Annotated in this window: 22 protein-coding genes and 1 other RNA gene; 16 read left to right on the top strand and 7 right to left on the bottom strand. The window is 32.2% G+C overall.

The genetic code is table 11. The features are described from left to right. Window positions 1-49 precede the first annotated feature (49 nt). The 14 genes from FGM02_RS17475 to FGM02_RS17410 all read left to right on the top strand — a co-directional run bounded on the left by FGM02_RS17475 (window position 50) and on the right by FGM02_RS17410 (window position 12,656). Window positions 50-769 (top strand): YebC/PmpR family DNA-binding transcriptional regulator, encoded by a 720-nt coding sequence (locus tag FGM02_RS17475; RefSeq protein ID WP_139959837.1) that lies wholly within the window; start codon window positions 50-52, stop codon window positions 767-769. Between the two features lie 479 nt (window positions 770-1,248). Continuing rightward, window positions 1,249-1,659, top strand: coding sequence for a response regulator (locus tag FGM02_RS17470; protein ID WP_139959834.1), 411 nt, complete (start codon window positions 1,249-1,251; stop codon window positions 1,657-1,659). Continuing rightward, entirely contained in the window at window positions 1,660-2,199 is a 540-nt protein-coding gene (locus tag FGM02_RS17465) for a heme NO-binding domain-containing protein (protein ID WP_139959832.1), read from the top strand. After that, window positions 2,200-4,263, top strand: coding sequence for a PAS domain S-box protein (locus FGM02_RS17460; protein WP_139959830.1), 2,064 nt, complete (start codon window positions 2,200-2,202; stop codon window positions 4,261-4,263). Between the two features lie 3 nt (window positions 4,264-4,266). Continuing rightward, window positions 4,267-4,584, top strand: a complete 318-nt coding sequence (locus FGM02_RS17455; protein WP_139959828.1) for an Hpt domain-containing protein — start codon at window positions 4,267-4,269, stop codon at window positions 4,582-4,584. Window positions 4,585-4,588: 4 nt separating this feature from the next. Continuing rightward, window positions 4,589-5,296 carry a LytR/AlgR family response regulator transcription factor gene (locus FGM02_RS17450; protein ID WP_139959826.1) on the top strand — a complete coding sequence of 236 codons (708 nt, stop codon included), beginning with the start codon at window positions 4,589-4,591 and terminating at the stop codon, window positions 5,294-5,296. Window positions 5,297-5,644: 348 nt separating this feature from the next. Next, window positions 5,645-6,976, top strand: a complete 1,332-nt coding sequence (locus tag FGM02_RS17445; RefSeq protein WP_139959824.1) for an LVIVD repeat-containing protein — start codon at window positions 5,645-5,647, stop codon at window positions 6,974-6,976. Window positions 6,977-7,129: 153 nt separating this feature from the next. Next, complete coding sequence (locus tag FGM02_RS17440; RefSeq protein ID WP_139959822.1) at window positions 7,130-7,555, top strand: polysaccharide biosynthesis C-terminal domain-containing protein; 426 nt, start codon at window positions 7,130-7,132, stop codon at window positions 7,553-7,555. A gap of 93 nt (window positions 7,556-7,648) precedes the next feature. Beyond that, window positions 7,649-9,046, top strand: coding sequence for a sialate O-acetylesterase (locus FGM02_RS17435; protein ID WP_139959819.1), 1,398 nt, complete (start codon window positions 7,649-7,651; stop codon window positions 9,044-9,046). A gap of 70 nt (window positions 9,047-9,116) precedes the next feature. Beyond that, window positions 9,117-10,124 carry an adenosine deaminase gene (locus tag FGM02_RS17430; protein ID WP_139959817.1) on the top strand — a complete coding sequence of 336 codons (1,008 nt, stop codon included), beginning with the start codon at window positions 9,117-9,119 and terminating at the stop codon, window positions 10,122-10,124. 3 nt (window positions 10,125-10,127) lie between these two features. Next, window positions 10,128-10,589: a YhcH/YjgK/YiaL family protein gene (locus FGM02_RS17425; protein WP_139959815.1), complete on the top strand. Its 462-nt coding sequence runs from the start codon at window positions 10,128-10,130 to the stop codon at window positions 10,587-10,589. Window positions 10,590-10,776: 187 nt separating this feature from the next. After that, window positions 10,777-10,962 carry a membrane or secreted protein gene (locus tag FGM02_RS17420; protein WP_139959813.1) on the top strand — a complete coding sequence of 62 codons (186 nt, stop codon included), beginning with the start codon at window positions 10,777-10,779 and terminating at the stop codon, window positions 10,960-10,962. Window positions 10,963-10,965: 3 nt separating this feature from the next. After that, a complete protein-coding gene (locus tag FGM02_RS17415; RefSeq protein ID WP_139959811.1) occupies window positions 10,966-12,069 on the top strand; it encodes a glycosyltransferase in 1,104 nt (367 codons plus the stop codon). Between the two features lie 26 nt (window positions 12,070-12,095). Beyond that, window positions 12,096-12,656: an RNA polymerase sigma factor gene (locus FGM02_RS17410; RefSeq protein WP_139959809.1), complete on the top strand. Its 561-nt coding sequence runs from the start codon at window positions 12,096-12,098 to the stop codon at window positions 12,654-12,656. Between the two features lie 61 nt (window positions 12,657-12,717). On the opposite strand, the gene rny is transcribed toward FGM02_RS17410, so the two are convergent. From rny to FGM02_RS17390, 4 genes are all read right to left on the bottom strand, one after another. Beyond that, a complete protein-coding gene (gene rny / locus FGM02_RS17405) occupies window positions 12,718-14,289 on the bottom strand; it encodes a ribonuclease Y (RefSeq protein ID WP_139959807.1) in 1,572 nt (523 codons plus the stop codon). Window positions 14,290-14,338: 49 nt separating this feature from the next. Continuing rightward, window positions 14,339-14,445, bottom strand: a non-coding RNA gene (ssrS, locus tag FGM02_RS17400) — 6S RNA. A 49-nt stretch (window positions 14,446-14,494) separates the two neighbouring features. Next, complete coding sequence (locus FGM02_RS17395; RefSeq protein ID WP_139959805.1) at window positions 14,495-14,788, bottom strand: cell division protein ZapA; 294 nt, start codon at window positions 14,786-14,788, stop codon at window positions 14,495-14,497. A 12-nt stretch (window positions 14,789-14,800) separates the two neighbouring features. Continuing rightward, complete coding sequence (locus FGM02_RS17390) at window positions 14,801-15,091, bottom strand: hypothetical protein (RefSeq protein ID WP_139959803.1); 291 nt, start codon at window positions 15,089-15,091, stop codon at window positions 14,801-14,803. A gap of 173 nt (window positions 15,092-15,264) precedes the next feature. Between FGM02_RS17390 and FGM02_RS17385 the strand changes: the two genes are divergently transcribed. Both FGM02_RS17385 and FGM02_RS17380 read left to right on the top strand, forming a co-directional pair. Next, window positions 15,265-16,962, top strand: a complete 1,698-nt coding sequence (locus tag FGM02_RS17385) for a M23 family metallopeptidase (RefSeq protein ID WP_139959801.1) — start codon at window positions 15,265-15,267, stop codon at window positions 16,960-16,962. An 11-nt stretch (window positions 16,963-16,973) separates the two neighbouring features. Further along, window positions 16,974-19,430 carry a TonB-dependent receptor gene (locus FGM02_RS17380; RefSeq protein WP_139959799.1) on the top strand — a complete coding sequence of 819 codons (2,457 nt, stop codon included), beginning with the start codon at window positions 16,974-16,976 and terminating at the stop codon, window positions 19,428-19,430. A gap of 22 nt (window positions 19,431-19,452) precedes the next feature. On the opposite strand, the gene FGM02_RS17375 is transcribed toward FGM02_RS17380, so the two are convergent. The 3 genes from FGM02_RS17375 to FGM02_RS17365 form a co-directional block, all read right to left on the bottom strand. Then, on the bottom strand, window positions 19,453-20,409 hold the full coding sequence (locus FGM02_RS17375) for a sugar phosphate isomerase/epimerase family protein (protein WP_139959797.1): 957 nt from the start codon (window positions 20,407-20,409) through the stop codon (window positions 19,453-19,455). An 11-nt stretch (window positions 20,410-20,420) separates the two neighbouring features. Beyond that, window positions 20,421-20,873 (bottom strand): thioredoxin-dependent thiol peroxidase, encoded by a 453-nt coding sequence (gene bcp / locus FGM02_RS17370; RefSeq protein ID WP_139959795.1) that lies wholly within the window; start codon window positions 20,871-20,873, stop codon window positions 20,421-20,423. Between the two features lie 81 nt (window positions 20,874-20,954). After that, complete coding sequence (locus tag FGM02_RS17365; RefSeq protein WP_139959793.1) at window positions 20,955-22,187, bottom strand: MFS transporter; 1,233 nt, start codon at window positions 22,185-22,187, stop codon at window positions 20,955-20,957. Between the last annotated feature and the right edge of the window lie 58 nt (window positions 22,188-22,245).

Genomic DNA, 22,245 nt, shown 5'->3' with positions numbered 1-22,245 from the left:
TTACATTTGCTCAGCAAAAATTATTAGGCAATAAAACAAGAGATTAGAAATGGGAAGAGCATTTGAGTTTAGAAAGGCTAGAAAAATGAAACGTTGGTCTGCAATGGCAAAAACCTTTACACGTATTGGTAAAGATATTGTTATGGCGGTAAAGGAAGGAGGGCCTAACCCTGACTCTAACGCACGTTTAAGGGCTGTAATGCAAAATGCGAAAGCGGCCAACATGCCGAAAGACAATGTTGAACGCGCCATTAAAAAAGCAACAGATAAGGATACCGCTAATTATAAAGAAGTTTTATTTGAAGGCTATGCTCCACATGGTATCGCTATCGTTTGTGAAACTGCTACAGATAACAACAACAGAACCGTTGCCAATGTCAGAGCAGCTTTTAATAAATGTAATGGAACTTTTGGAACCTCAGGATCTGTAATTTTTATGTTTGATCATACCTGTAACTTTAGAATTACTTCTGAAGAAGCAGCAATTGATTTAGAAGAATTAGAATTGGAATTGATGGATTTTGATGTTGAAGAAGTTTTCCAAGACGAAGATGGTATTTTAATCTATGGTCCTTTTGAACAATTTGGTGCTATTCAAACCTATTTAGAAGAAAACAATTTAGAAATTTTATCTTCTGGCTTTGAAAGAATTCCAACGACAACCACAAAGCTTTCTGAAGAACAACAAGCTGAAGTTGAGAAATTACTTGAAAAATTAGAAGAAGATGATGACGTTCAAAACGTTTACCACAGTATGGTAATTGAATAGTCAACAAACACATAGCACAAGCCCAAACCCATCTATTTTACTAGGTGGGTTTGTTGTTTAATAAATTGAGTCCACATAGTTTTATTTGTAAAAAAAGGAACTAACACTGAACTAGAAAAAACTTTATAAAAAAAGTACACACGATTTAAAATGTATCGTCAAAGTAGCGATTATCATCTTACTTAAATTGTGATGAAAAAAATTCACTTCTATAAATACATATTTATAGAAGAGGAATTCTTCTAAAAGTTAATTTTAGACTTCTAATTTGATTGAACCAAATTCATTTTCAAACAAGTGTTATTTAGATCAACAAGATCATTTTTTCGTTTTAAGAAAATATATTCCCACAAAACATAAACCACTTACCGATGATAAACAACCATTCGTCGACAGTAAATAACGTTTCAACTATCTAGTGATTAATTATCGTAAAGAAAGATTAACTTTATAAGTTAGTAGACATTATAAAACCAAATATGAAAGAGTTAACTATACTTTTAATTGAAGACGACACCATTGAGGTGATGAAATTGAATAGAACAATTTCTAAATTAAAATTACCTCATAAAATTATTGAAAAAAATAATGGGGAAGAAGCTCTTGAATATTTAAACAGTTCGGGTCCCTTACCTGATATTATTTTATTAGATTTAAACATGCCAAAAATGAATGGTATTGAGTTCTTAGCCGTGTTAAAACATCATGAGACTTTAAAATACCTACCAACTATAATCTTAACAACTTCTAGTCATCAAAAAGACATGTTAGATTGTTATAGCTTAGGAGTTACCGGCTATTTGATAAAACCATTAAAATACGATGATTACGTATCAAAAATCGAAAAATTACTAGCCTACTGGAGTATCAATGAATTAATAAAAAAATAAATGAAAGGAATTGTATTTACAGAGTTTTTAGATTTAGTGGAAGATAAGTTTGGACTTGAAATGGTTGATAAAATCATCAATCAATCTGAATTAGAAACAAACGGAGCTTATACAGCAATTGGAACCTATGCTTTTTCTGACATGCTTCAATTGCTAAAGAACTTAAATAAAAATACGGGGATCTCCATTGATAACTTATTGTTAACCTATGCAGAACATTTTTTCTCTGTCTTGAAAAACAGTTACCCTGATTTAATCAATTCTTATACAGATCCTATTCAAATGATTGCTTCTATTGAAAATCATATTCACATTGAAGTACGTAAAATTTATCCTGATGCCGAATTGCCTTCCTTTGAAGTAGTAGAGAAAACAGAGAACTCTTTGGTGTTGATTTATAAATCAAGTAGAGCCATGCATCATTTTGGATTAGGATTAATGAATAAAACCTTTGAACATTTTAATGCTACAGCAGAAATTTCCTTAGAAAAGATAAAGGAAGACGGTACAGAAGTAAAATTCATTATCCATAAAAATTAAATGGATACTGAAAAAGTTGAAATATTACAACGCGCATTAAGCCGCGAAAAAGCAGCTAGAAAAGAGGCTGAAGGAATTCTAGAGAAAAAATCTTTAGAATTATTCAACACAGCTCAAAAATTAAAACATGCCAACAGAAAATTAGAATTTCTTCTTGGACAAAAAAGTTCACAGTTAAAAGGTGTTTTTGAAAACATAAACGATGCCTATTTAATTATGGAACTTAATGGTAATGTCATAAAGGTGAATCAGGCAGCCATTGATATTTTTGGATACGATTTAAAGAAAGAATCCTTTAATGTCCAGTCCTTAATCTATTCTGAAGATCACGACTACTCCTACTCTTCTTTTAATGAATTGTATCAAAAAGGTATCTTTTCAAATTACACTGCAAGGGTTGTAACCAAATCGAAAGAAATAAAATGGGTTCAAATAAATTCTAGCATTATTTATGATGATAAGAAAAAACCCATTGCTGCTCAAGGAATAATTAGAGATATTACCAAATCTAAATTCATGACTGAATTTATTGAGGAACAAAAAACGCAATTAGATACAATTGTTGAACATGCTCCTTTTGGTATTGCTTTAACTCAAAACAACAAAATTTTAAAAGTAAATCGTTCCTTAACAACTTTATTAGGTTATACAGAAGAAGAACTACTGCAAAAAACCATTAAAGACCTATCTTATTCAGACGACTTAAAAATGACTGAAAATTACATGAACAAAATGATTTCAGGAGAAACAAATCATTTTGTTATAGAAAAAAGATATGTTAAAAAAGATGGCTCCATTATTTGGGCAAAATCCAATATTAGCGTTGTAAGAAATGAGGAAGGTGAAATAAAATTTCAAATTGCTATTTTTGAAGACATTACTTCTAAAAGAGAAAAAAAACTTATTTTAGATATGATTCAAAACCTTACCCACTCCATATTAGGTAAGGTAAACATCTATGAAATTTCATGGGAAATAGTTTGTGAAATTGCAGGATATTTAGGTACTAAGGATTGTACCCTTTACATAAACAATCCGAAAAAAAACAGATTGGAGCAAGTTGGAACTTTTGACCCTCAAATTGAAAGTCCACTTAAAATAGACATTGGAAAAGGAATTATTGGTGAAGTTGCCCTTAGTGGGATTGCTAAAATTAATAATGAAAATTCAATCGATATTGGTAATAGTAAAAACTCTGAAATTGCCGTACCCATTGTAAATGAAAATAAAGTAATTGGAGTAATTGAATCCAAACACTCTGATAAAAATTATTTTACGAAAGAACATATTACAACCTTAGAAAATATCGCTCGTTTGGTTTCTATGCAATTAAAAAGCGCATTACACTTAAGAGAACGCCGAAAAGTTGAAGTAGAAAACACCAAGCTTTTAACAAAATTAGAACACAATAACAAAGAGCTTCAAGAATATGCTCATATTGTATCTCACGATTTAAAATCGCCCTTAAGAAGTATCAACGCCTTATTTAGTTTTATAAAAGAAGACAACCAAGACAAGCTAGATGAAGAAAGTCTTCAAAACATACAACTAATTGACAATACTCTAGAAAAAATGGAACAATTAATTTCAGATGTATTGGCCTACTCTAGTGTCGACAAAAGGGAATCTGAAAAAGAAATTGTTGATTTAAACATTCTGATAAATGACTTGAAAAAGCTAATCTATCTTCCTAAAAACATTGAACTTAAAATATTAACAACGTTACCTACATTAAAAACTGATCAAACAAAAATACAACAGGTATTTCAAAATTTAATAAGCAATGCGGTTAAATTCAATGACAAAGAACTAGGACTTATAGAAATAGATGTTGAACAACACGAATCCTATTATCAATTTTCTATAAAAGACAACGGAATGGGAATTGATGAAAAATATTTTGATCAAATATTCAAAATATTTAATTCATTAAAAAAGAGCAAAGAGTCTTCAGGAATAGGACTGTCAATCGTCAAAAAAATTATAGACCACGAGGGAGGGAAAATATGGCTCGAATCTGAAAAAAACAAATTCACAACATTCTTTTTTACAATACCTAAATAATAAATGGAAACACCAAATTTAAATTATATAATAGAGCTTAGCGGTGGCGACTTAGAATTTCAAGCTAAAATAGTGGATGTTCTCAAAAAAGAATTCCCAGAAGAACTTAATTTATACAAAGAAACTGCTAAAACAAAAGATTTTAAAAAAACTGCTGGAATAGTCCACAAAATAAAACATAAAATAAGTATCTTGGGACTTGAAAAAGGATACGAGCAAGCAAACCAATACGAAAAGGAATTGATCAGTAATAAGGATTGCTCAGGAACTAAATTTGAAGACATTTTAAATCAAATTTCAGTATACCTTAGTAAAATATAAGTATATGAAAAAATGTATTGTAATTGATGATGACGCAACTGCTAGGTTAATTATTCAAAGATTATGCTCTGAAATAGATAATATAGAAGTCATTGCGGAGTTTCCTAATGCAATTGAAGCTATTAAATTTTTAAATGAAAATACGATAGACATATTGTTTCTAGACATTCATATGCCTGCTTTTTCGGGATTTGACCTTATAAAAACCTTAAAATTACCTCCTCAAGTAATATTAATTACTTCAGACAAAAACTTTGCTTTGGATGCTTTTGAATATGAATGTGTTGTAGATTACCTAGTAAAACCATTGACTCCTGAAAGGTTTCAAAAAGCAATTCAAAAAGCAACCGATAGAAAACCTGTTAAAAACGCAAAACCCGACGCGCAAGAGGCCAATGTAGCACATGAATTATATGTAAATATTGATAGACGATTGGTCAAAATTAACATCCCTGATATTTACTTAATTCAAGCCAAAGGAGATTATATCAATATTAAAACCGAAGAAAAAAATCATATTGTTCATTCTACTTTAAAAAAAATAGTAGACAAGCTTCCTGAAGAGACTTTTTTAAAAGTACATCGATCATATGTTATTAACATAAATAAGATTATTGATATTGAAGACAACAGTGTGCTTATAAAACAAGACATAATTCCTGTAAGTAGAGCGAACAGAAGTGAATTGATGAAACGCTTAAATTTACTTTAAACAAGCTTTTTAAACTCATCTAGAACACCTTTAACTTATTAAACCAACAATAGTCCGACTGTTTTAAAATAGTCAGACTATTGTTGGTTTATGCATACTCCTATTTTCAAAAAGTGCACGATCTAAATCAAGAATTTAACAAACTATTTCTTTTTTATTTGAGTTTCAATGTTTGGAAAACATAAGCTCCAATCTATAGCTATCGTTTAAACTCCAATTTAAATTTAGTTAAAAACCAATAAAAGAAACTTTTCTTCCGTTCGTCGAAACAAAACAACCAGTCAACGAAAACGTTAAATATCAAGAAGGCTTTGTAGTTAATTTTACATAAAATTAATCTAAGCACTCATGAAAACACAAGCGATAACCTACAATACATCAAATTATGTTGAAAAATTTATGGTTAGTTCTTTGGCTATTATTTCACTTTTTAGTTTCATCAGTTGTCAAAACATAGCCGATGAAGAATTTACTTTTGAAGAAATTGCACCCATAGCTTATGACATTGATAAAAGTGAATCAACGCTATCAGCTAGAATACAACCTGTACATAAAATAGCTTCAATCGAAAAATCGGAGCTTTTCAATTCACAGCTTAAAGGGAATGAAACGGCAAGCAATTCAAATGATAATTATTATTGGGAATATGTAGCTGATTTAGCACCAATGACTGTAAACAATAGTAATTTAAGTGTTTCTCATATTAGCTTAAACAACAACAAAGCATTTATTAGTTACCATAAAGAAGGTATACAACAACTAGGAGCAATCGAAACCATTGATTTGTCTAATATTGACCAGCCAAAAGTAATTAGCAAAGCCATTTTTCCTAACTCAGATATTAATGCAATAAGTACCGGTTTTTCAGATCATTCTTCAAGTCAAAAAATATGGTTAGCCATGTCTAACGAAGAATCAGGAGCCCATCTATTTGAAATTGACACACAAGATGGTCTTCTTACCAATATAAATAGACAGGTAAATTTATCCAATACTTTGAATTCTGGAGTATCAACTTCTGCAAATGCTATTGCTATTACAAATAACTATTTGTATGTAACTGCCGGAAATGATTTTGGAGGTATGGTACAATTAGATATCAACAGCTTAAGTATCGTAGGTACTGAAAGATATCAAAATGCTAAATATGTAGTTGCAAATGGCACGACTGATATTACAATTGCAGCGCTTTCAACCGGAAAATATGCCCAATTAAACACAAATAGAGTTTATAGAGTTTTAAAAACTAATAGTTTTTCTATTGGTGAAATTCAGCATCAAAATATAGAAGATGAAGATAATGGCCATGCAACTATGGAATTTTCTCCTTTAAACAAAGAATACTTATATATTTCTAAAGGGAAATTCGGTCTTGGCTTATATGATATAAAAAATGGTTCTTTATTAAATAAATCTCATGAAAGCATGCTTAGTTCTGGAAATACAAATGCTGTCACTACAGACGACAATTTTATTTATATGGCAAATGGAACTGATGGAATTGCGATTGCACCACATCCAACAAGTAAAAATGAAGACATCATCCCTGCTTTTCAATGGGATTTAGAAGACCCAACGGATGCAGCCAACTATGTGATTGCAAAGGGAGACTGGATTTTTGTTGCTACAAGTAAGGGGGGAGTTAAAATTTTAAGAAGACGTACAAAAGATAACAGCTAATACCATATATCTGGTAAAACAGGACCATTACTACATTCAAAAAAATAGAACTATCCTCATGAAAATATTCATGAGGATTTTTTTTGAATTCGAACAAAACCATTATTCCATGAAAAAACAGTAATTTTCCCCCAAAAAAAACATCTACACTTTATGGAAAATACGGACATTTTAAAAAAGGTAACAATTGAAAACCTACCTAATCAACGAGACGCCTTCGGAAGATTTCATGGCGGTGATAACCGAGGAACTGTTGCTGTTGTAAACTCTAAATCTGACATTCAGCAAATTGAGTATGTAGAATTTGCCCAAAACGGTGTAAAACGAGGATTTCATTACCACAGTGAATACCAAGAAAAATTCTATGTTTTAAAAGGTAAAATACAAATGCATTTAATTGATGTAGACTCCCCTAAACAAGAACTTTACAGTCAAATAATTACAGAAGGCACACTCGTTAGCATGTCTGCTAAAATTGCACATGCCTTTATTTCCATAGAGCCAAGTACCGCTTTGTGCTTTGGTTCAGGTCCAAGTCCTTTTGAAGACATGACGAGAATTGATTTCCCAATAAATTAAATCTTTTTAGTTTAGATTGTATGGCATTACATATCCTCTTAATCTTATATTTTTTTAACGTTCCACCTATCTCTAATTTTACAAACCAATTAAATGAAATCAAAATTTCTATTCCTTTTAGTACTTAGCACTCAATTTATACTAACGGCTCAAACCAAACTACCCGATTTTTTTAGCGACCAGATGGTTCTTCAGCAAAATGAAAAAGTTACAATTTGGGGAACAGACAAGCCCAACAAAAAAATAAAAATTACTAGTAGTTGGGGAGAAAAACAAAACACAAAAGCAGATGCCAACGGAAAATGGAAGCTAAAAATACAAACACCTAAGGCTGGTGGCCCTTATACCGTAAACATTAACGGTAGTGACAAAATTGAATTAAACGACGTATATATAGGTGAAGTTTGGCTGTGTTCAGGACAATCAAACATGGAAATGCCTGTTAAAGGATTTAACAACCAAGCAATAAATCATAGTCAAGAAGAAATTTTAAATTCTAGCAATCCACATATTAGAATGTTTAGCGTTAAAAGAAACCCTAGCATGAGTCTTCAAGAAAATGTGCAAGGCCAATGGAAAGTAGCCGCTCCAAATACTACAGGAGATTTTAGTGCCGTTGCCTATTTCTTCGGAAAAAAAATAGAAAGTATTTTACAGGTTCCTGTCGGTTTAATAGTTACCTGTTGGGGTGGCTCTTCTGCTGAAGCATGGACGGATAAAGAGACTTTGCAAGAGTTTAAAACCATAGAACTTCCTACAGAACTTAAAAAAAACGGGGTACAACATACGCCATTTGCATTGTATAACGGAATGATCAACCCGCTAGTTGGTTATGGTATAAAAGGTGCTATTTGGTACCAAGGAGAATCTAATAAAGAAAGAGCTTCTAATTACACGGCCTTAATAAATGCTATGGTCACTTCTTGGAGGAATAAATGGGAACAAGGTGATTTTTCTTTTTACACCACACAAATTGCTCCATTCAAATATGGAAATAAAACGAATTCTGCCTATTTACGAGAAGCTCAATTGAAAACATCTCTCAATTTAAAAAATTCTGGAATGGCCGTTACCTTAGACATTGGTGATGCTAAATTTATCCACCCTAGAGAAAAGAAAACCGTTGGAAACCGATTGGCTTATTGGGCCTTATCTAAAGATTACAATATTGCCGGTTTAGATTATTCGGGTCCTATCTATAAAAGCCTGAAAATTACAGATAAAAATAAAATTCAATTACAGTTTTCAGGAAGTTCATCAGGATTGAATAGCTTTGGAAAAGAACTTAAAGGCTTTGAAATTGCTGGAGCCGATAAAGTTTTTTATCCAGCACAAGCAAAAATTGTAAAAAGTTTAAATACTCTAGAAGTCAGTTCCGAAAAAGTTAAAAACCCAGTTGCTGTAAGATACGCTTTTACAAATACACCAGAAGCCACATTATTTAGCACTTCTGGCCTACCTGCCTCCTCTTTTAGGACAGATGATTGGTAAAAAACAATAAATCTTATAAAAAAGCGTTTAAGAAAGTCCTATTCTTAAACGCTTTTTCTATTTTTGACCCATGTTAAAGAACTTTATACAAAATCTGCCCAAAGCAGAACTGCATTTACATATTGAAGGTACTTTTGAACCTGAATTAATGTTCGAAATTGCCAAGAGAAATAACATTCAAATTCCTTTTGCTTCTGTTGAAGAAATAAAAGCAGCCTATGAATTCGACTGTCTCCAAGATTTTTTGGACATCTATTACCAAGGGGCTAATGTGCTTATTCACGAGCAAGATTTTTACGATTTAACCTATAGTTATTTACAAAAGTGTGCTGCACAAAATGTTCGTCATACAGAAATTATGTTCGACCCCCAAACCCATACAGATCGTGGTGTTTCATTTGAAACTGTTATTTCTGGTATTTCAAAGGCGACCAAAGATGCCGAAAAAAACTTACAAGTTTCCAGCTTACTGATCATGAGCTACCTTAGGCATTTAAGTGAAGAGGAAGCCTTCAAAACTTTAGAAGCCTCTCTTCCTTTTAAACATCTGATTACAGCTGTGGGTTTAGATTCTTCTGAAAAAGGAAATCCGCCTTCAAAATTTAAAAACGTTTTTAAAGCCTCTGTAAAAGAAGGTTACATTCCCTTAGCACATGCAGGAGAAGAAGGCAATGCGGATTATGTATGGGAAGCCCTGGATATTTTAGGAATCCAAAGAATTGATCATGGAAACAACTCTTTACAAGATCCTAAATTAATTCAAGAAATCATCAAAAGAGATATCGCTCTTACCGTTTGTCCATTGTCCAACACCGCCTTGCAAGTTGTAGATGACTTAAAAAATCATCCACTTAAAAAAATGTTAGACATGGGATTAAAAGTTACCATAAATTCTGACGACCCAGCCTACTTTGGTGGACAAATAAACACTAATTTTGAAGCCATCACTTCGGCTTTAGATTTATCCAAAGATATGCTTTATCAATTAGCTAAAAATTCATTCCAATATTCTTTACTTCCGTCTAAGCGTAAAGAAATTTATATAAAAGAATTGGACACTTATAACAAAAACAATTAAAAAATGATTCTAGATAAAATTGACAATCAACATCTGTATTCCAATTGTCACCCAAGATTTAAAAAAGCTTTTGATTACATCAATCAAACAGACTTAAGTGAGGCTAAATTAGGAAAACACAGTATTGATGGTGACGAAGTATTTGGAATTCTAATGGAATACAATACTTTAAAAGAAGTAATTTGCAAATCAGAATCACACAAAAAGTATATTGATATTCAATATATGGTGGCTGGAGAAGAAAATGTAGGAATGACGACGCTGGTAAATCAGAAACCGACAACTCCATATAATGAAACAGAAGATTTTACGTTCTATACTTTAGAACCTTTACCAAAATTAAAACTAAAGACAGGTTACTTCGCGATCTTTTTTCCTGATGACATTCATCAAACAATGATTCAGGTAGATTACCCTAAAAAACTAAGAAAATTCGTCATCAAAGTTTTAAAAGATGAGCTATAGTATGTAACCTACTTAGCAAGTATAAAAAGCCCCCATCTAAATCAATAGTTAGATGGGGGCTTTTTTTTAGTCAAAATCTAGGAACACAAATAACTATAGAATAAATCGGGATAAAACCGAAAAAAAGAATTCATTTTCAAACGCTATATTTTCCAATTAACTATCTTTGTAGTCTAATATATTTATTATGAAATTACTGATCATTACCATCGTATTATTAGCACTTGCATTTGCCGGAATTGCCATCAAAATATGGGCCAAAAAAGACGGTAAATTTGCTGGAACCTGTGCTAGTCAAAATTCAAATTTTAATGAAGATGGTGAGCCTTGTGGTTTTTGTGGAAAAATGCCTGAAGACTGTGAAAATAAGTAAAAAATGCTCTTATACTTATTCTATGCTTTTATAGTTATTTGTGCTATTCAAGTTATTTATTATCTTTTTTTTTCTACAGGCTTTAGCTCTAATAAAAAACAAAAATTTGCAGATTCTCCTCCTATTTCTGTACTTGTTTGTGCCAAAAATGAAGCAGAAAATTTAAAAGAAACGCTTCCACTTATCTTAAAACAAAATTATTCCAATGATTTTGAATTGGTGTTGATCAATGATCGATCTACTGATGATACCGCAGAAGTTATGGAAGACTTTGCTGAAAAACACAAGCATATAAAAATTGTCAACATTCAAGATTGTGAGAATTTTTGGGGAAACAAAAAATACGCTTTGACCTTAGGTATCAAAGCAGCCAAATACGAGCACCTTTTATTTACAGATGCCGATTGTATTCCTTTAAATGACTTATGGATTGAAGACATGGCCAGTCAGTTTTCAAAGAACAAAACCATCGTTTTAGGTTATGGTGCTTATGCAAAAATTAAATATTCATTCTTAAACAAACTTATTCGTTTTGAAACTTTACTAACCGCCATTCAATATTTTTCTTATGCCAATGCCGGAAATCCATATATGGGCGTAGGTAGAAATTTAGCCTATACAAAAAGTGATTTTTTTAAGGTTAATGGCTTTATAAAGCATATAAAAATCAAATCTGGAGATGATGATTTGTTGATAAATGAAATTGCCAACAAACAAAATACCATTTGCAATATTTCCAATAATAGTTTTACTGTCTCTAAACCGGAAACCAATTTTAAAGATTGGATTTTGCAAAAAAGAAGACATGTATCAACTGCAAAACATTACAAATTAAAACACAAATTGTTATTGGGTTTGTTTTACACTTCTCAAATCAGCTTTTTTCTATTTTCAATTCTACTGCTTAGCTTTAACTTCCAACTTAAAATTGTCGGAATACTCATATTCATACGGTACTTTTTCTTTTACCTAAGCATTGGACTTAGCTCTAAAAGGCTAAATGAAAAAGATTTAATTTTATGGGCACCAATTACGGAAATAACACTTATTTTTATGCAGTTCGTTATTTTTGTTAAAAATAAAATTAGCGCACCCACCCACTGGTAACTTTTATATGAAGTTGGTATATTAAAATGACGAAACAGGAAATACATTTAATTATTGAAGCCAAAGAAGGCAAACAAGCTGCGTTTAAAGCTTTATTAAACCTTTACTGGAATGATATTTATCTCTTCCAACTTTCGCGTATCCATGACGAGAATTTAGCGGAAGACATCACCATACAAACATTTTCAAAAGCCTTTGATAAAATAGCACTTTATAAAGAATCTTATAATTTTAAAACCTGGCTCCTTACCATCTCTAAAAACTTACAGATTGATGAATTGCGTAAAAAAAAGACACCAACTGTATCTTTAGATAACGATCCAGATCGCTCACATCATATTTCAGACGACACACCGACACCAGAGGATCAATTAATTATTGAACAGAATCTAGCACAGCTACTAAGGTATATCAAGCAACTAAAGCCACATTACCAAAAGGTCATCAATTTGCGTTATTTTCAAGAACTCAGTTATAAGGAAATATCGGAAGAATTGAATGAACCGATGAACAATATAAAAGTGAAAATTTTACGAGCAAAAAAATTACTTTCTGAAATAATCAAAACTTCTAAAAATCTAGAATAACAAAACAAAAAAAAAGCTATCCAAAATGGATAGCTTTTTTTGTATATATCTGTATAACCGATTACTTCGCTACGTTTACCGCTCTTGTTTCTCTAATTACAGTTACTTTAACCTGACCAGGATAGGTCATGTCATTTTGTATTTTTTGTGAAATATTGAAAGACAATTCTGATGCTTTTGCGTCATCTACCTTTGAACTTTCTACCAATACACGTAATTCTCTACCTGCTTGAATTGCATACGCTTTTTGAACTCCTGTAAATCCGAATGCTAAATCTTCTAAATCTTTCAAACGTTGTATATAAGAATCTAAAACTTGACGTCTAGCTCCAGGTCTAGCTCCTGAAATTGCATCACAAACCTGAACGATAGGTGCATACAATGTTTTCATTTCAATTTCATCATGATGGGCACCAATAGCATTACATACATCTGGTTTTTCACCATACTTCTCAGCCCATTGCATTCCTAACAATGCATGTGGTAATTCTGTTTCTGTATCAGGCACTTTACCTATATCATGCAACAATCCGGCGCGTTTGGCTACTTTCGGATTCAAACCTAATTCTGTAGCCATTAAAGCACATAAATTGGCTACTTCTCTAGAGTGCTGCAATAAATTTTGACCATAAGAAGAACGGAATTTCATTCTACCCACTGTTTTGATCAATTCAGGATGCAGTCCATGAATTCCTAAATCAATTACGGTACGTTTCCCAACTTCAATAATTTCTTGTTGAATTTGTTTTTCTGTCTTTTTAACAACTTCTTCAATTCTAGCAGGGTGAATTCTACCGTCTGTTACTAAGTTATGCAAAGACAATCTTGCAACTTCTCTTCTCACAGGATCAAAACAAGAAAGAATAATTGCTTCAGGAGTATCATCAACAATAATTTCTACACCAGTTGCCGATTCTATTGCTCTAATATTTCTACCTTCTCTACCAATAATTCTACCTTTTACATCATCAGATTCAAGGTTAAATACAGATACACAGTTTTCAATAGATTGCTCTACTCCTACTCTCTGAATAGTATTTAAGATAATTTTTCGGGCATCTTGCTCAGCTGTTAACTTCGCTTCCTCCATAATATCTTGTACATAAGACATCGCATCAGATTTCGCTTCCTCTTTTAATGAAGCTACCAATTCAGATTTAGCATCTTCTGCAGAAATACCAGAAATAACTTCTAGTTGCTCTACTTGTCTCTTATGAACTTTGTCAATCTCTGTCTGTTTTTTTTCTAAGAAATCTAAACGGTAATCGTAATCGGCTTCTTTCGTTGCCAATTCTTTATTTAATTTTCTGTTCTTGTCTAACTCTGAAGATAATTGAGATTCTTTATCTCTCAATCTTTTCTCTACATCAGCGATCTTCTTTTCTCTGGAAAGTATTACTTTTTCGTGCTCAGATTTTAGTTCTATAAACCTTTCTTTCGCTTGTAAAATTTTGTCTTTCTTAATTGACTCAGCCTCTTTATGAGCTGATTTTACTCTATTTGAAGCTGTTCTTTTTGCTTTATTAATAATCTCCGAACCTCTTTTTTTCTCGAGTATCTTTGTGATTACCAATCCTATCACTAGACCTATTGCTGTTCCAATGACTATACCAGTTATGGTGATTGTTTCCATGTTTATCTAAATTATATATATATAAAAACCTACATTAGTTGGTTTATATAAACTCCAAAATAACAAGTTTAGGACTAACTAATAGGTCAAGTTTCCGAGTAAATCGGCATACTTTAGCTATTATGACTCATCCTTTTTAATGGAATCGCGTTGAGTTTATCAAACATTAACCAATGTAGGCAGTATCGTATTCTAATAAAAAACCTTATCCCAAATTTGCATCTAACAATTCATGCAACTGGTCTAATTTATTTTTCGCTTTGTTTAAGTCTTCGTTTTCTTTAACAGCATTTATTTCTAATTTGGAAGCAAATTGCAAAGCACACATGGCCAATACATCTTGTTTATCACTTACCGCATAGTCTTGTTCAAATCTAGCAATCAACGCATTGATTTTATCTGCAGCTTTTCGGGTTCCCTCCTCTTCTATTGCATTGTTCACATGCAAAGGATAAGTTCTCCCTCCAATAACTACTTTTATTTTGAACTTATTTGCCATTATTTAAAGAACTTATTGATTCAATTTAACAATACACTTGTCTATTTCTCGAACCAAAGCATTTATCTTTTGTTTTGTTTCTTTACTATCTATCTTACCACCATCAATAGTTTTGGCTATTTTTAACAACCTATAATTTTCTTGTTCGTTTTTCAATTCTTCTTCATAAAACATCTTTGTTTGTTGAAGTTCATTAATATTTCCAAGTAAAATTTCATTTTCTTTTTTTAGAAACTCATATTTCTCTAGCAGATTTTTTAATTTATCTTCTAGCAAACCAACGGTTTCCAAAAAATTACTCATATGGCTCTTAATTTCAAAACTATTGTTACAAAGTTAACATTCCAAAGTTAAAATACAACATTTTACGTGTTTTTTACGCATTTATTTTTTAGATTTCTGTTTCACAAGTGCCTAGCACATTTCTTTTCAAAATCCTATATTATTCATACTTTAGCAATAAATAAAAAGAACTCTTGAAAAAAAAAATAGTAGCCCTCTTATTCAGTATTTTTAGCATCACGCTAGTTGCTTCTCAAAATAAATATCCTCAAAATTATTTCAGTCAGCCTTTAGAAAACCCTATGATTTTAGCGGGTACTTTTGGCGAACTTCGTACAGGTCATTTTCATTCAGGAATCGATTTTAAAACTTTGGGAAAAGAAGGCTTGAATGTGCATTCAGCAGCAGAAGGATACGTCTCCAGAATAAAAATTTCTTTGTGGGGCTATGGAAAAGCACTATACATTACGCATCCAAATGGCTATACGACTGTTTATGCACATTTAAAAAAATTCAACAAAAAAATTGAAGAATTTGTCAAAAAAAGACAATACCAAAAAGAATCTTTTGACATTCATTTATTTCCTAATAAAACAGAATTACCTATTGCTAAAAATGAAATCATTGCTTTTTCAGGAAACACGGGAAGTTCTTCTGCTCCCCATTTACATTTTGAAATAAGAAACTCTAAAACGGAAAAAATAATTAACCCTATGCATTTTGGCCTGATACCAAAAGACACCAAAGCGCCAATTATCTCTCATTTGAGAGCTTATGCCTTCAATGATTCTTCTCATGTTAATCTAAGTAACATTCCTTTGCCTATACAATTCAGAAAAATAGACGCTAAAAAACACAAAGCAAGCCCTATAAAAGCCTACGGAAAAATTGGTTTCTCTATAAATACTTACGATAGACAGGACGGGGCAACCAATAAAAATGGAGTTTATAAAATTGAAATGATTTCTAACGGAAAAACCGTTTATGAACACCAACTAGAAACGTTTTCTTTTGCGGAATCAAAATACCTGAATCTATTAATTGACTATCCTTATTACAGTAAGATTAGAAGAAAATACCAAAAGACACATATACATCCTAGGAGTAAATTAAGCATCTTTAAAAACACAAAAGAAAAAGGTTATCTTACAATTAAAGAAGGCAGAAATTATCAGATAGAACTAAAAATCACCGATTTCGTTGGCAATTCTTCCAGTATGCTAATTCCTGTTATAGGCTCAAAACAAGCTCCTAAAATTTTAAAGAAAAAAGAAAAAACAAACTATTTTATTGACAGAAATAAAATAGCAAAATTTGAACTAAATGGGGTGGCTGTTGAATTTCCTAAAAACACTTTTTACGACAATTTGTATTTAAACTTTAAGGTAAAAAATAATGTTGCGACTATACACGAGCCAAATCTTCCTTTAGACAAATATTACAATATAAGCTTTAACGTAACGCATTTAAGTGATTCTATTAAAAAGAAGTCCTACATCGCAAACGTGGTCAATAAAAAATATTTTAATTTTATGAGTACGCAAAAACTGGATACTCTTTTTAAAACTCGAACAAAAACATTGGGTGATTTTACAATACATCAAGATTTTGAAGCCCCACTTATTTACAAACCTAACTTTTACCAGGGACAAAATATTTCTAATTACCGATATTTAAGCATTCATACCAAAGACAAATTAACTGGTTTAAAATCGTTTAGAGCTGAAATTGACGGGCAATGGATTTTAATGGAGTACAATACAAAAACCTATAAATTGACTTATGATTTTAATGACAAGGAAATAAAAAAAGGAAAGCATACCTTTACAGTCGTTTCAGAAGATAATGTGGGCAATACAAAACAATTTTCTTCGTTCTTTTACACTAAATAATACTATTCTTGATGAAAAAAATCATCTTCTTTCTATTTATTCTGTTCTCTATAAACTCATTAATTGCGCAAAATGCATTTGTATCGGGTACTGTGAAAAATAGCAAAAGAGAACCTGTTCAAGGTGTTTCTATTAGCTATGAAAATGGCCAAGGAACCACAACCGATGAAAATGGAGAATATTTTATAGAAATCCCAGCTCGACAAGAATTGGTATTAGTCTTTAGTCATGTTTCTTTTAACAACTTGTACAAAAAAGTTAAAATCCCAAAAAGAAGAACTTTTCGTTACTCACCTACCATGAGTTATAAAACGGAAGAAATTGATGAAGTCACCATTCAAGATCATAGAAAAATAGCCAAAGGAATTACCAATTTAAAAGCTAGAAAATTAAAAAACATTCCTGGTCCTACGGCTGGAATAGAAAATTTACTAATGACCTTTGCTGGGGTAAACAACAACAACGAACTTAGTACCCAATACAATGTAAGAGGTGGTAATTTTGACGAAAACTTAGTTTATGTAAACGGTATTGAAGTTTACCGTCCATTTTTAGTTCGGTCTGGACAACAAGAAGGATTGAGTTTTTTAAATATTGAAATGACCCAAGACATTGACTTTTCAGCAGGTGGATTCCAAGCTAAATATGGCGATAAATTATCTTCAGTACTTAGCATTACATACCGTAAACCTACAAAAACTGAAACCAATGTAAATCTTACTCTTTTAGGTGGAAGTGCTACTTTTGAAGGTCAATTTTTAGACAAAAAACTTTCTGCAATTACCAGTGCCCGCTACAGAAACAATCAACTGCTCGTCAATTCTAAAGACACAGAAACAAACTACAAACCTTTGTTTGCCGATATTCAAACATTTTTATCTTACAAACTGAATAAAAAGTGGACGTTAGATTTCCTTGGAAATTTTTCTGTAAACGACTACAACTATCAGCCTATTAGTAGAAGAACAAAATTTGGAACTTTATCCAACCCTATAGAACTTGTCGTTTTTTACCAAGGAAATGAAAATGATAAATTTGTTACCCTATTTGGTGCTTTAAATGCAACCTATCGTGTAAACGACGATATGAAAATAAACATCACAACTTCGGCCTACAATACACAAGAAGAAGAATTTTTTGACATCATTGGTGCCTATTCCTTAAATCAAATAAATCAGGATGAAACTTCAGATAATTTTGGTGAAAAAGAATTTAGTCGTGGTATTGGTGGACAAATAAATCATTCTAGAAATGAATTGGATGCTTTGATTCAAAATATCAAAATTCAATTTTCTACGCGTGATGATGAAAACCATTATGAAGGTGGTATTAAATTTCAAAAAGAAAATATTAGAGAAAGCATCAATGAATGGGAAGTGTTGGATTCTACAGGTTTTGCTATTAGACCCATTGAACATACCGTTATAAATAGACAACCTAACGAGCCATATGCGGGTCCTATTGAGCCTTATCAATCTATCCGTGGAAACAATAATGTAACCATAAATAGAGCTACTGGTTTTTTACAATGGAGTAAAAGAAGTGTTTGGAAGGATCATGACGTATGGTATAATTTAGGAATTAGAGCACATTATTGGAATGTAATTTCTGATAATTTCACATCAGAAAACCAAAGTACTATAAGTCCAAGGGGACAGTTTTCTATAAAACCCAATTGGGAAAAAGACATGATGTTTAGAGTATCTGGTGGTTGGTATCATCAACCTCCATCCTACCGAGAACTTAAAAACTTTGAAGGCCAAATAAATACCGATGTAAAAGCTCAAGAGTCTTTTCATTTTGTACTAGGTAACGATTATAGTTTCCAAATGTGGGGCCGTCCTTTTAAACTAACCACAGAAGCCTACTTTAAAAGTTTAAGCGATGTAAATGCGTATACCATTGACAATGTCCGAATTCGATATAGAGCCGATAATGTGACGACTGCCAAAGCTTCTGGTTTGGACGTACGTTTAAATGGAGAGTTTGTCCCTGGAAATGAAAGTTGGGTAAGTTTAGGCCTTTTAAGTACTACTGAAAACATCAACAATCAAGGAGATATAGCTAGACCAACAGATCAACGTTTTAAACTAGGAATCTTATTCCAAGATTATGTACCTACCATTCCTGATTTGAAGGTATATTTAAACTTGGTTTATAATTCACCATTACCAGGTGGATCTCCTTCGTACAATGATCCTTATGAATTTCAAACACGACTTACTTCTTATAAAAGAGCCGATGTTGGTTTTTCGTATATTATTGTAGATGGAAAAAAGAAATACGAAAAAGGCTTCTTAAAAAACTTTAAAGAGCTAAATGTAGGATTGGAAATCTTTAACATATTCGACATTCAAAATTCAAACACCAATACTTGGGTAAGAGATGCTTATAGCAAACAAGTATACGGTGTTCCAAATTATATGACCAGTCGAGTATTAAGTGCTAAACTGGCCATGAAATTCTAACTTTTTTATAAGCAAAAAGTTATTAAGCTTCTTTCCAAAGCTTTTGTACGGTCTCTAAATCTCGTTGCATGGCATCAAAAACAACTTGAGGTTTCACAGAAAGCTTTCTTGCTCCATGTTCTGCTCCTCCAATATCGTATTCCAAATGTAACGTTACGGGTACATGGATATTGTAGTCTTTCAGCAATCTAAAATATTTTTTGAAATCGACCATTCCTTGGCCTACTGGCGTATTGAAGGGTTTCCATTTACCATTAATTTTAGCCCACTTAAAATCTTTTATTACCAGTGTTTTTATATGCTTTCTAATAAGTCTTAACTCATTTTCCCAAGAATTAGCTCCCTCAACAACATTGTGTCTAATGTCGTATTCCGTTCCAAAATAATCTGGATTCGCCTTGGCTAAAATTTGTTTTATTTCCCACAAAGATGAACCTACAAAAGTACCTGAATGGTTTTGGTAGCAACCAACGATGCCGTGTGTTTTATTCAGCTCACTCAAGGCTTTAATTTGCTGCTTATATTTTTCTAAAGTGACTTCCATTTCTTCATGATCTGAATAACGCAACCACCCCGACCTGTAATATTTCACACCACAAGCAGCAGCTGTTTTTATCACAGACACATCCAAGGGATTGTGAATATTTTCAACAGCCGTCGTAATTAGTTTACACTGAGAACCTCCTTGTTCAATTTCGTGTATCGCTTTTGGCAAATTTACACCTACCGTTTCCGGAAGCACATGACCCTTCGGTCTTACAGTTAGATCCACTCCTGCAAAGCCCATTTCTTTAGCCTTTTTCCCCGTTTCGGTATAATTTAAAAACTGTAAATGCTTTGAAAATATATGAATATCCAAAGGTGTACTAGCCGTCTCAGCTTCTGTGGCAAAAATATGTTGAGGAAAACCAACAAGTGGAATAGCACCTGCTGCCAATGCTGTTTTTTTGATAAAATTTCTTCTTGTTGATTCCTGCATCCTAGTAAAGATTATTTTAAAATTTGTTCGGTATGTGCTTTGGTTTTTACTTTTGCAATTACCTCCTCAATAATTCCTTGTTCATCAATAACAAAAGTAGTACGATGAATTCCGTCATACTCTTTTCCCATAAATTTTTTAGGTCCCCAAACACCAAAAGCTTCAATTACTTTTTTGTCTTCATCAGCCAATAACGAAAATGGCAACTCTTGCTTCGTCGCAAAGTTTGCTTGTCGTTTTACAGAATCAGCACTTACGCCAATCACTTCATAATTTTGTGCCAAAAAAGTTTGATAATTATCTCGTAAGTTACAAGCTTCCACAGTACAGCCAGGTGTACTTGCTTTTGGGTAAAAGAAAACGACTAGTTTTTTCCCGCTAAAATCACTTAGTTTTACTGTTTTTTCATTTTGATCTATTGCCTCAAAATTCGGAGCTTTGTCTCCTACTTTTAACATCTCCATATATACTTTATTTTTTAATGAACACAAATATAAAGAAAGCAGACAGGATAGTGAATACAGAAACTTATTATTCTCCTTTAGTTATTTAGCAAAGGTTGTTTTTCCATACTTTTTAACCCCAACAAAGGCAAGTACCAAAGCCACAATTGGCAACACAATCATATATCGATACAAATCGCTTCCTATAAACGAATAAATTATAGCCGCAATTACAGGAAAACAGGCCATACAAAAGGAGTTAATTGCTTCACTAATTCCCATAATTTCACCTTGTTTAGCCGGATTAGCATTTACAGAAATTATAGAATTAAATACCGGAAAACATAAGGAAAGTCCGAGGTTTAAAATATAGTAATAAACAATATACAAGTACAAATCTTCGGTTAAAGTAATGGCTACCAAACCTACGGCACTTAAAACCAACCCTAAGATTAAGGTTTTAAAAGCACCCATTTTTTTGACAAAGTATTTCGAAACAAAAGCCTGATTTAAAGCTAAAAACAGCCCTATAACAAACATAAAAAAGCCTAATTCTTTAACATTGAATGAAAATAAATCGACTAAAAACAAAGCCATGGTACCAATATAAAAACCCATCATGGCAGAAAAGAAAAATTTCATAGAAAATAAAACTCTAATGATTGGCGATGGATTTACTTTTTTAATACGCAAAGGGATAAATAAAGTTTCCCAAATACTTATTTTCTTTTTTTTCGTTCTTTTTTCTTCTGGATGAGACTCTTTTAACCACTTATAAACGGTTAATAAAGTAATGGTAGAAATAACTATTGATGACAATAATGTTCCCATATAACCTATAGAAGTTGAAGCTGTTATTCCACCCAAGCCTGGTCCAATAATCATTCCTATTCCGGCAATACCTCCTAAATAACCAAATATATACGACTTCTCTTCTTTGTTGGTAACATCACTCACATAGGCATTTGTAACCGATGCATTTCCTCCTGTAATTCCATCTAAAATTCTAGACAAAGCCACAATCCACAAAGGAAAAGCAAAACCTAAAAATCGATATTCGGGCAAACTTAAAGCAATGACAAAAATTACCCAGCTCAGCAATGTACCCGCCTGGCTAATCAACAAAATTGGTTTTCTTCCATGGGTATCAGACAGGGCGCCTAACATAGGTGCACCAATAAATTGAAAGGCACTGTACAAAGTAATTAGCAATCCGAAAGCCCATTTTGGAGCTCCATAGCTATCTACAACAAAAGGTAAAATTGGCATTAAAATACTAAAACCTAATACGTTTACAAACGTCAATAAATAAGCGGGAATAAACTTTTTAATCATGTAGTAAAAGTAAGGATACGGAACTACAAAAATTTATATTAAAGCCTCTTTTTTGTAT

Source organism: Flavicella sediminum (assembly GCF_006381105.1).
Taxonomy (GTDB): domain Bacteria; phylum Bacteroidota; class Bacteroidia; order Flavobacteriales; family Flavobacteriaceae; genus Flavicella; species Flavicella sediminum.
This window is presented reverse-complemented; position numbering and strand designations above follow the sequence as displayed.

Coding starts and splice junctions, on each gene's coding strand:
- FGM02_RS17460 (WP_139959830.1), top strand. CDS start 2,200: ATGGATACTGAAAAAGTTGAAATATTACAACGCGCATTAAGCCGCGAA.
- FGM02_RS17475 (WP_139959837.1), top strand. CDS start 50: ATGGGAAGAGCATTTGAGTTTAGAAAGGCTAGAAAAATGAAACGTTGG.
- FGM02_RS17425 (WP_139959815.1), top strand. CDS start 10,128: ATGATTCTAGATAAAATTGACAATCAACATCTGTATTCCAATTGTCAC.
- FGM02_RS17395 (WP_139959805.1), bottom strand. CDS start 14,788: ATGGCAAATAAGTTCAAAATAAAAGTAGTTATTGGAGGGAGAACTTAT.
- FGM02_RS17455 (WP_139959828.1), top strand. CDS start 4,267: ATGGAAACACCAAATTTAAATTATATAATAGAGCTTAGCGGTGGCGAC.
- FGM02_RS17415 (WP_139959811.1), top strand. CDS start 10,966: ATGCTCTTATACTTATTCTATGCTTTTATAGTTATTTGTGCTATTCAA.
- rny (WP_139959807.1), bottom strand. CDS start 14,289: ATGGAAACAATCACCATAACTGGTATAGTCATTGGAACAGCAATAGGT.
- bcp (WP_139959795.1), bottom strand. CDS start 20,873: ATGGAGATGTTAAAAGTAGGAGACAAAGCTCCGAATTTTGAGGCAATA.
- FGM02_RS17450 (WP_139959826.1), top strand. CDS start 4,589: ATGAAAAAATGTATTGTAATTGATGATGACGCAACTGCTAGGTTAATT.
- FGM02_RS17365 (WP_139959793.1), bottom strand. CDS start 22,187: ATGATTAAAAAGTTTATTCCCGCTTATTTATTGACGTTTGTAAACGTA.
- FGM02_RS17435 (WP_139959819.1), top strand. CDS start 7,649: ATGAAATCAAAATTTCTATTCCTTTTAGTACTTAGCACTCAATTTATA.
- FGM02_RS17380 (WP_139959799.1), top strand. CDS start 16,974: ATGAAAAAAATCATCTTCTTTCTATTTATTCTGTTCTCTATAAACTCA.
- FGM02_RS17430 (WP_139959817.1), top strand. CDS start 9,117: ATGTTAAAGAACTTTATACAAAATCTGCCCAAAGCAGAACTGCATTTA.
- FGM02_RS17375 (WP_139959797.1), bottom strand. CDS start 20,409: ATGCAGGAATCAACAAGAAGAAATTTTATCAAAAAAACAGCATTGGCA.
- FGM02_RS17410 (WP_139959809.1), top strand. CDS start 12,096: ATGACGAAACAGGAAATACATTTAATTATTGAAGCCAAAGAAGGCAAA.
- FGM02_RS17445 (WP_139959824.1), top strand. CDS start 5,645: ATGAAAACACAAGCGATAACCTACAATACATCAAATTATGTTGAAAAA.
- FGM02_RS17420 (WP_139959813.1), top strand. CDS start 10,777: ATGAAATTACTGATCATTACCATCGTATTATTAGCACTTGCATTTGCC.
- FGM02_RS17470 (WP_139959834.1), top strand. CDS start 1,249: ATGAAAGAGTTAACTATACTTTTAATTGAAGACGACACCATTGAGGTG.
- FGM02_RS17465 (WP_139959832.1), top strand. CDS start 1,660: ATGAAAGGAATTGTATTTACAGAGTTTTTAGATTTAGTGGAAGATAAG.
- FGM02_RS17440 (WP_139959822.1), top strand. CDS start 7,130: ATGGAAAATACGGACATTTTAAAAAAGGTAACAATTGAAAACCTACCT.
- FGM02_RS17390 (WP_139959803.1), bottom strand. CDS start 15,091: ATGAGTAATTTTTTGGAAACCGTTGGTTTGCTAGAAGATAAATTAAAA.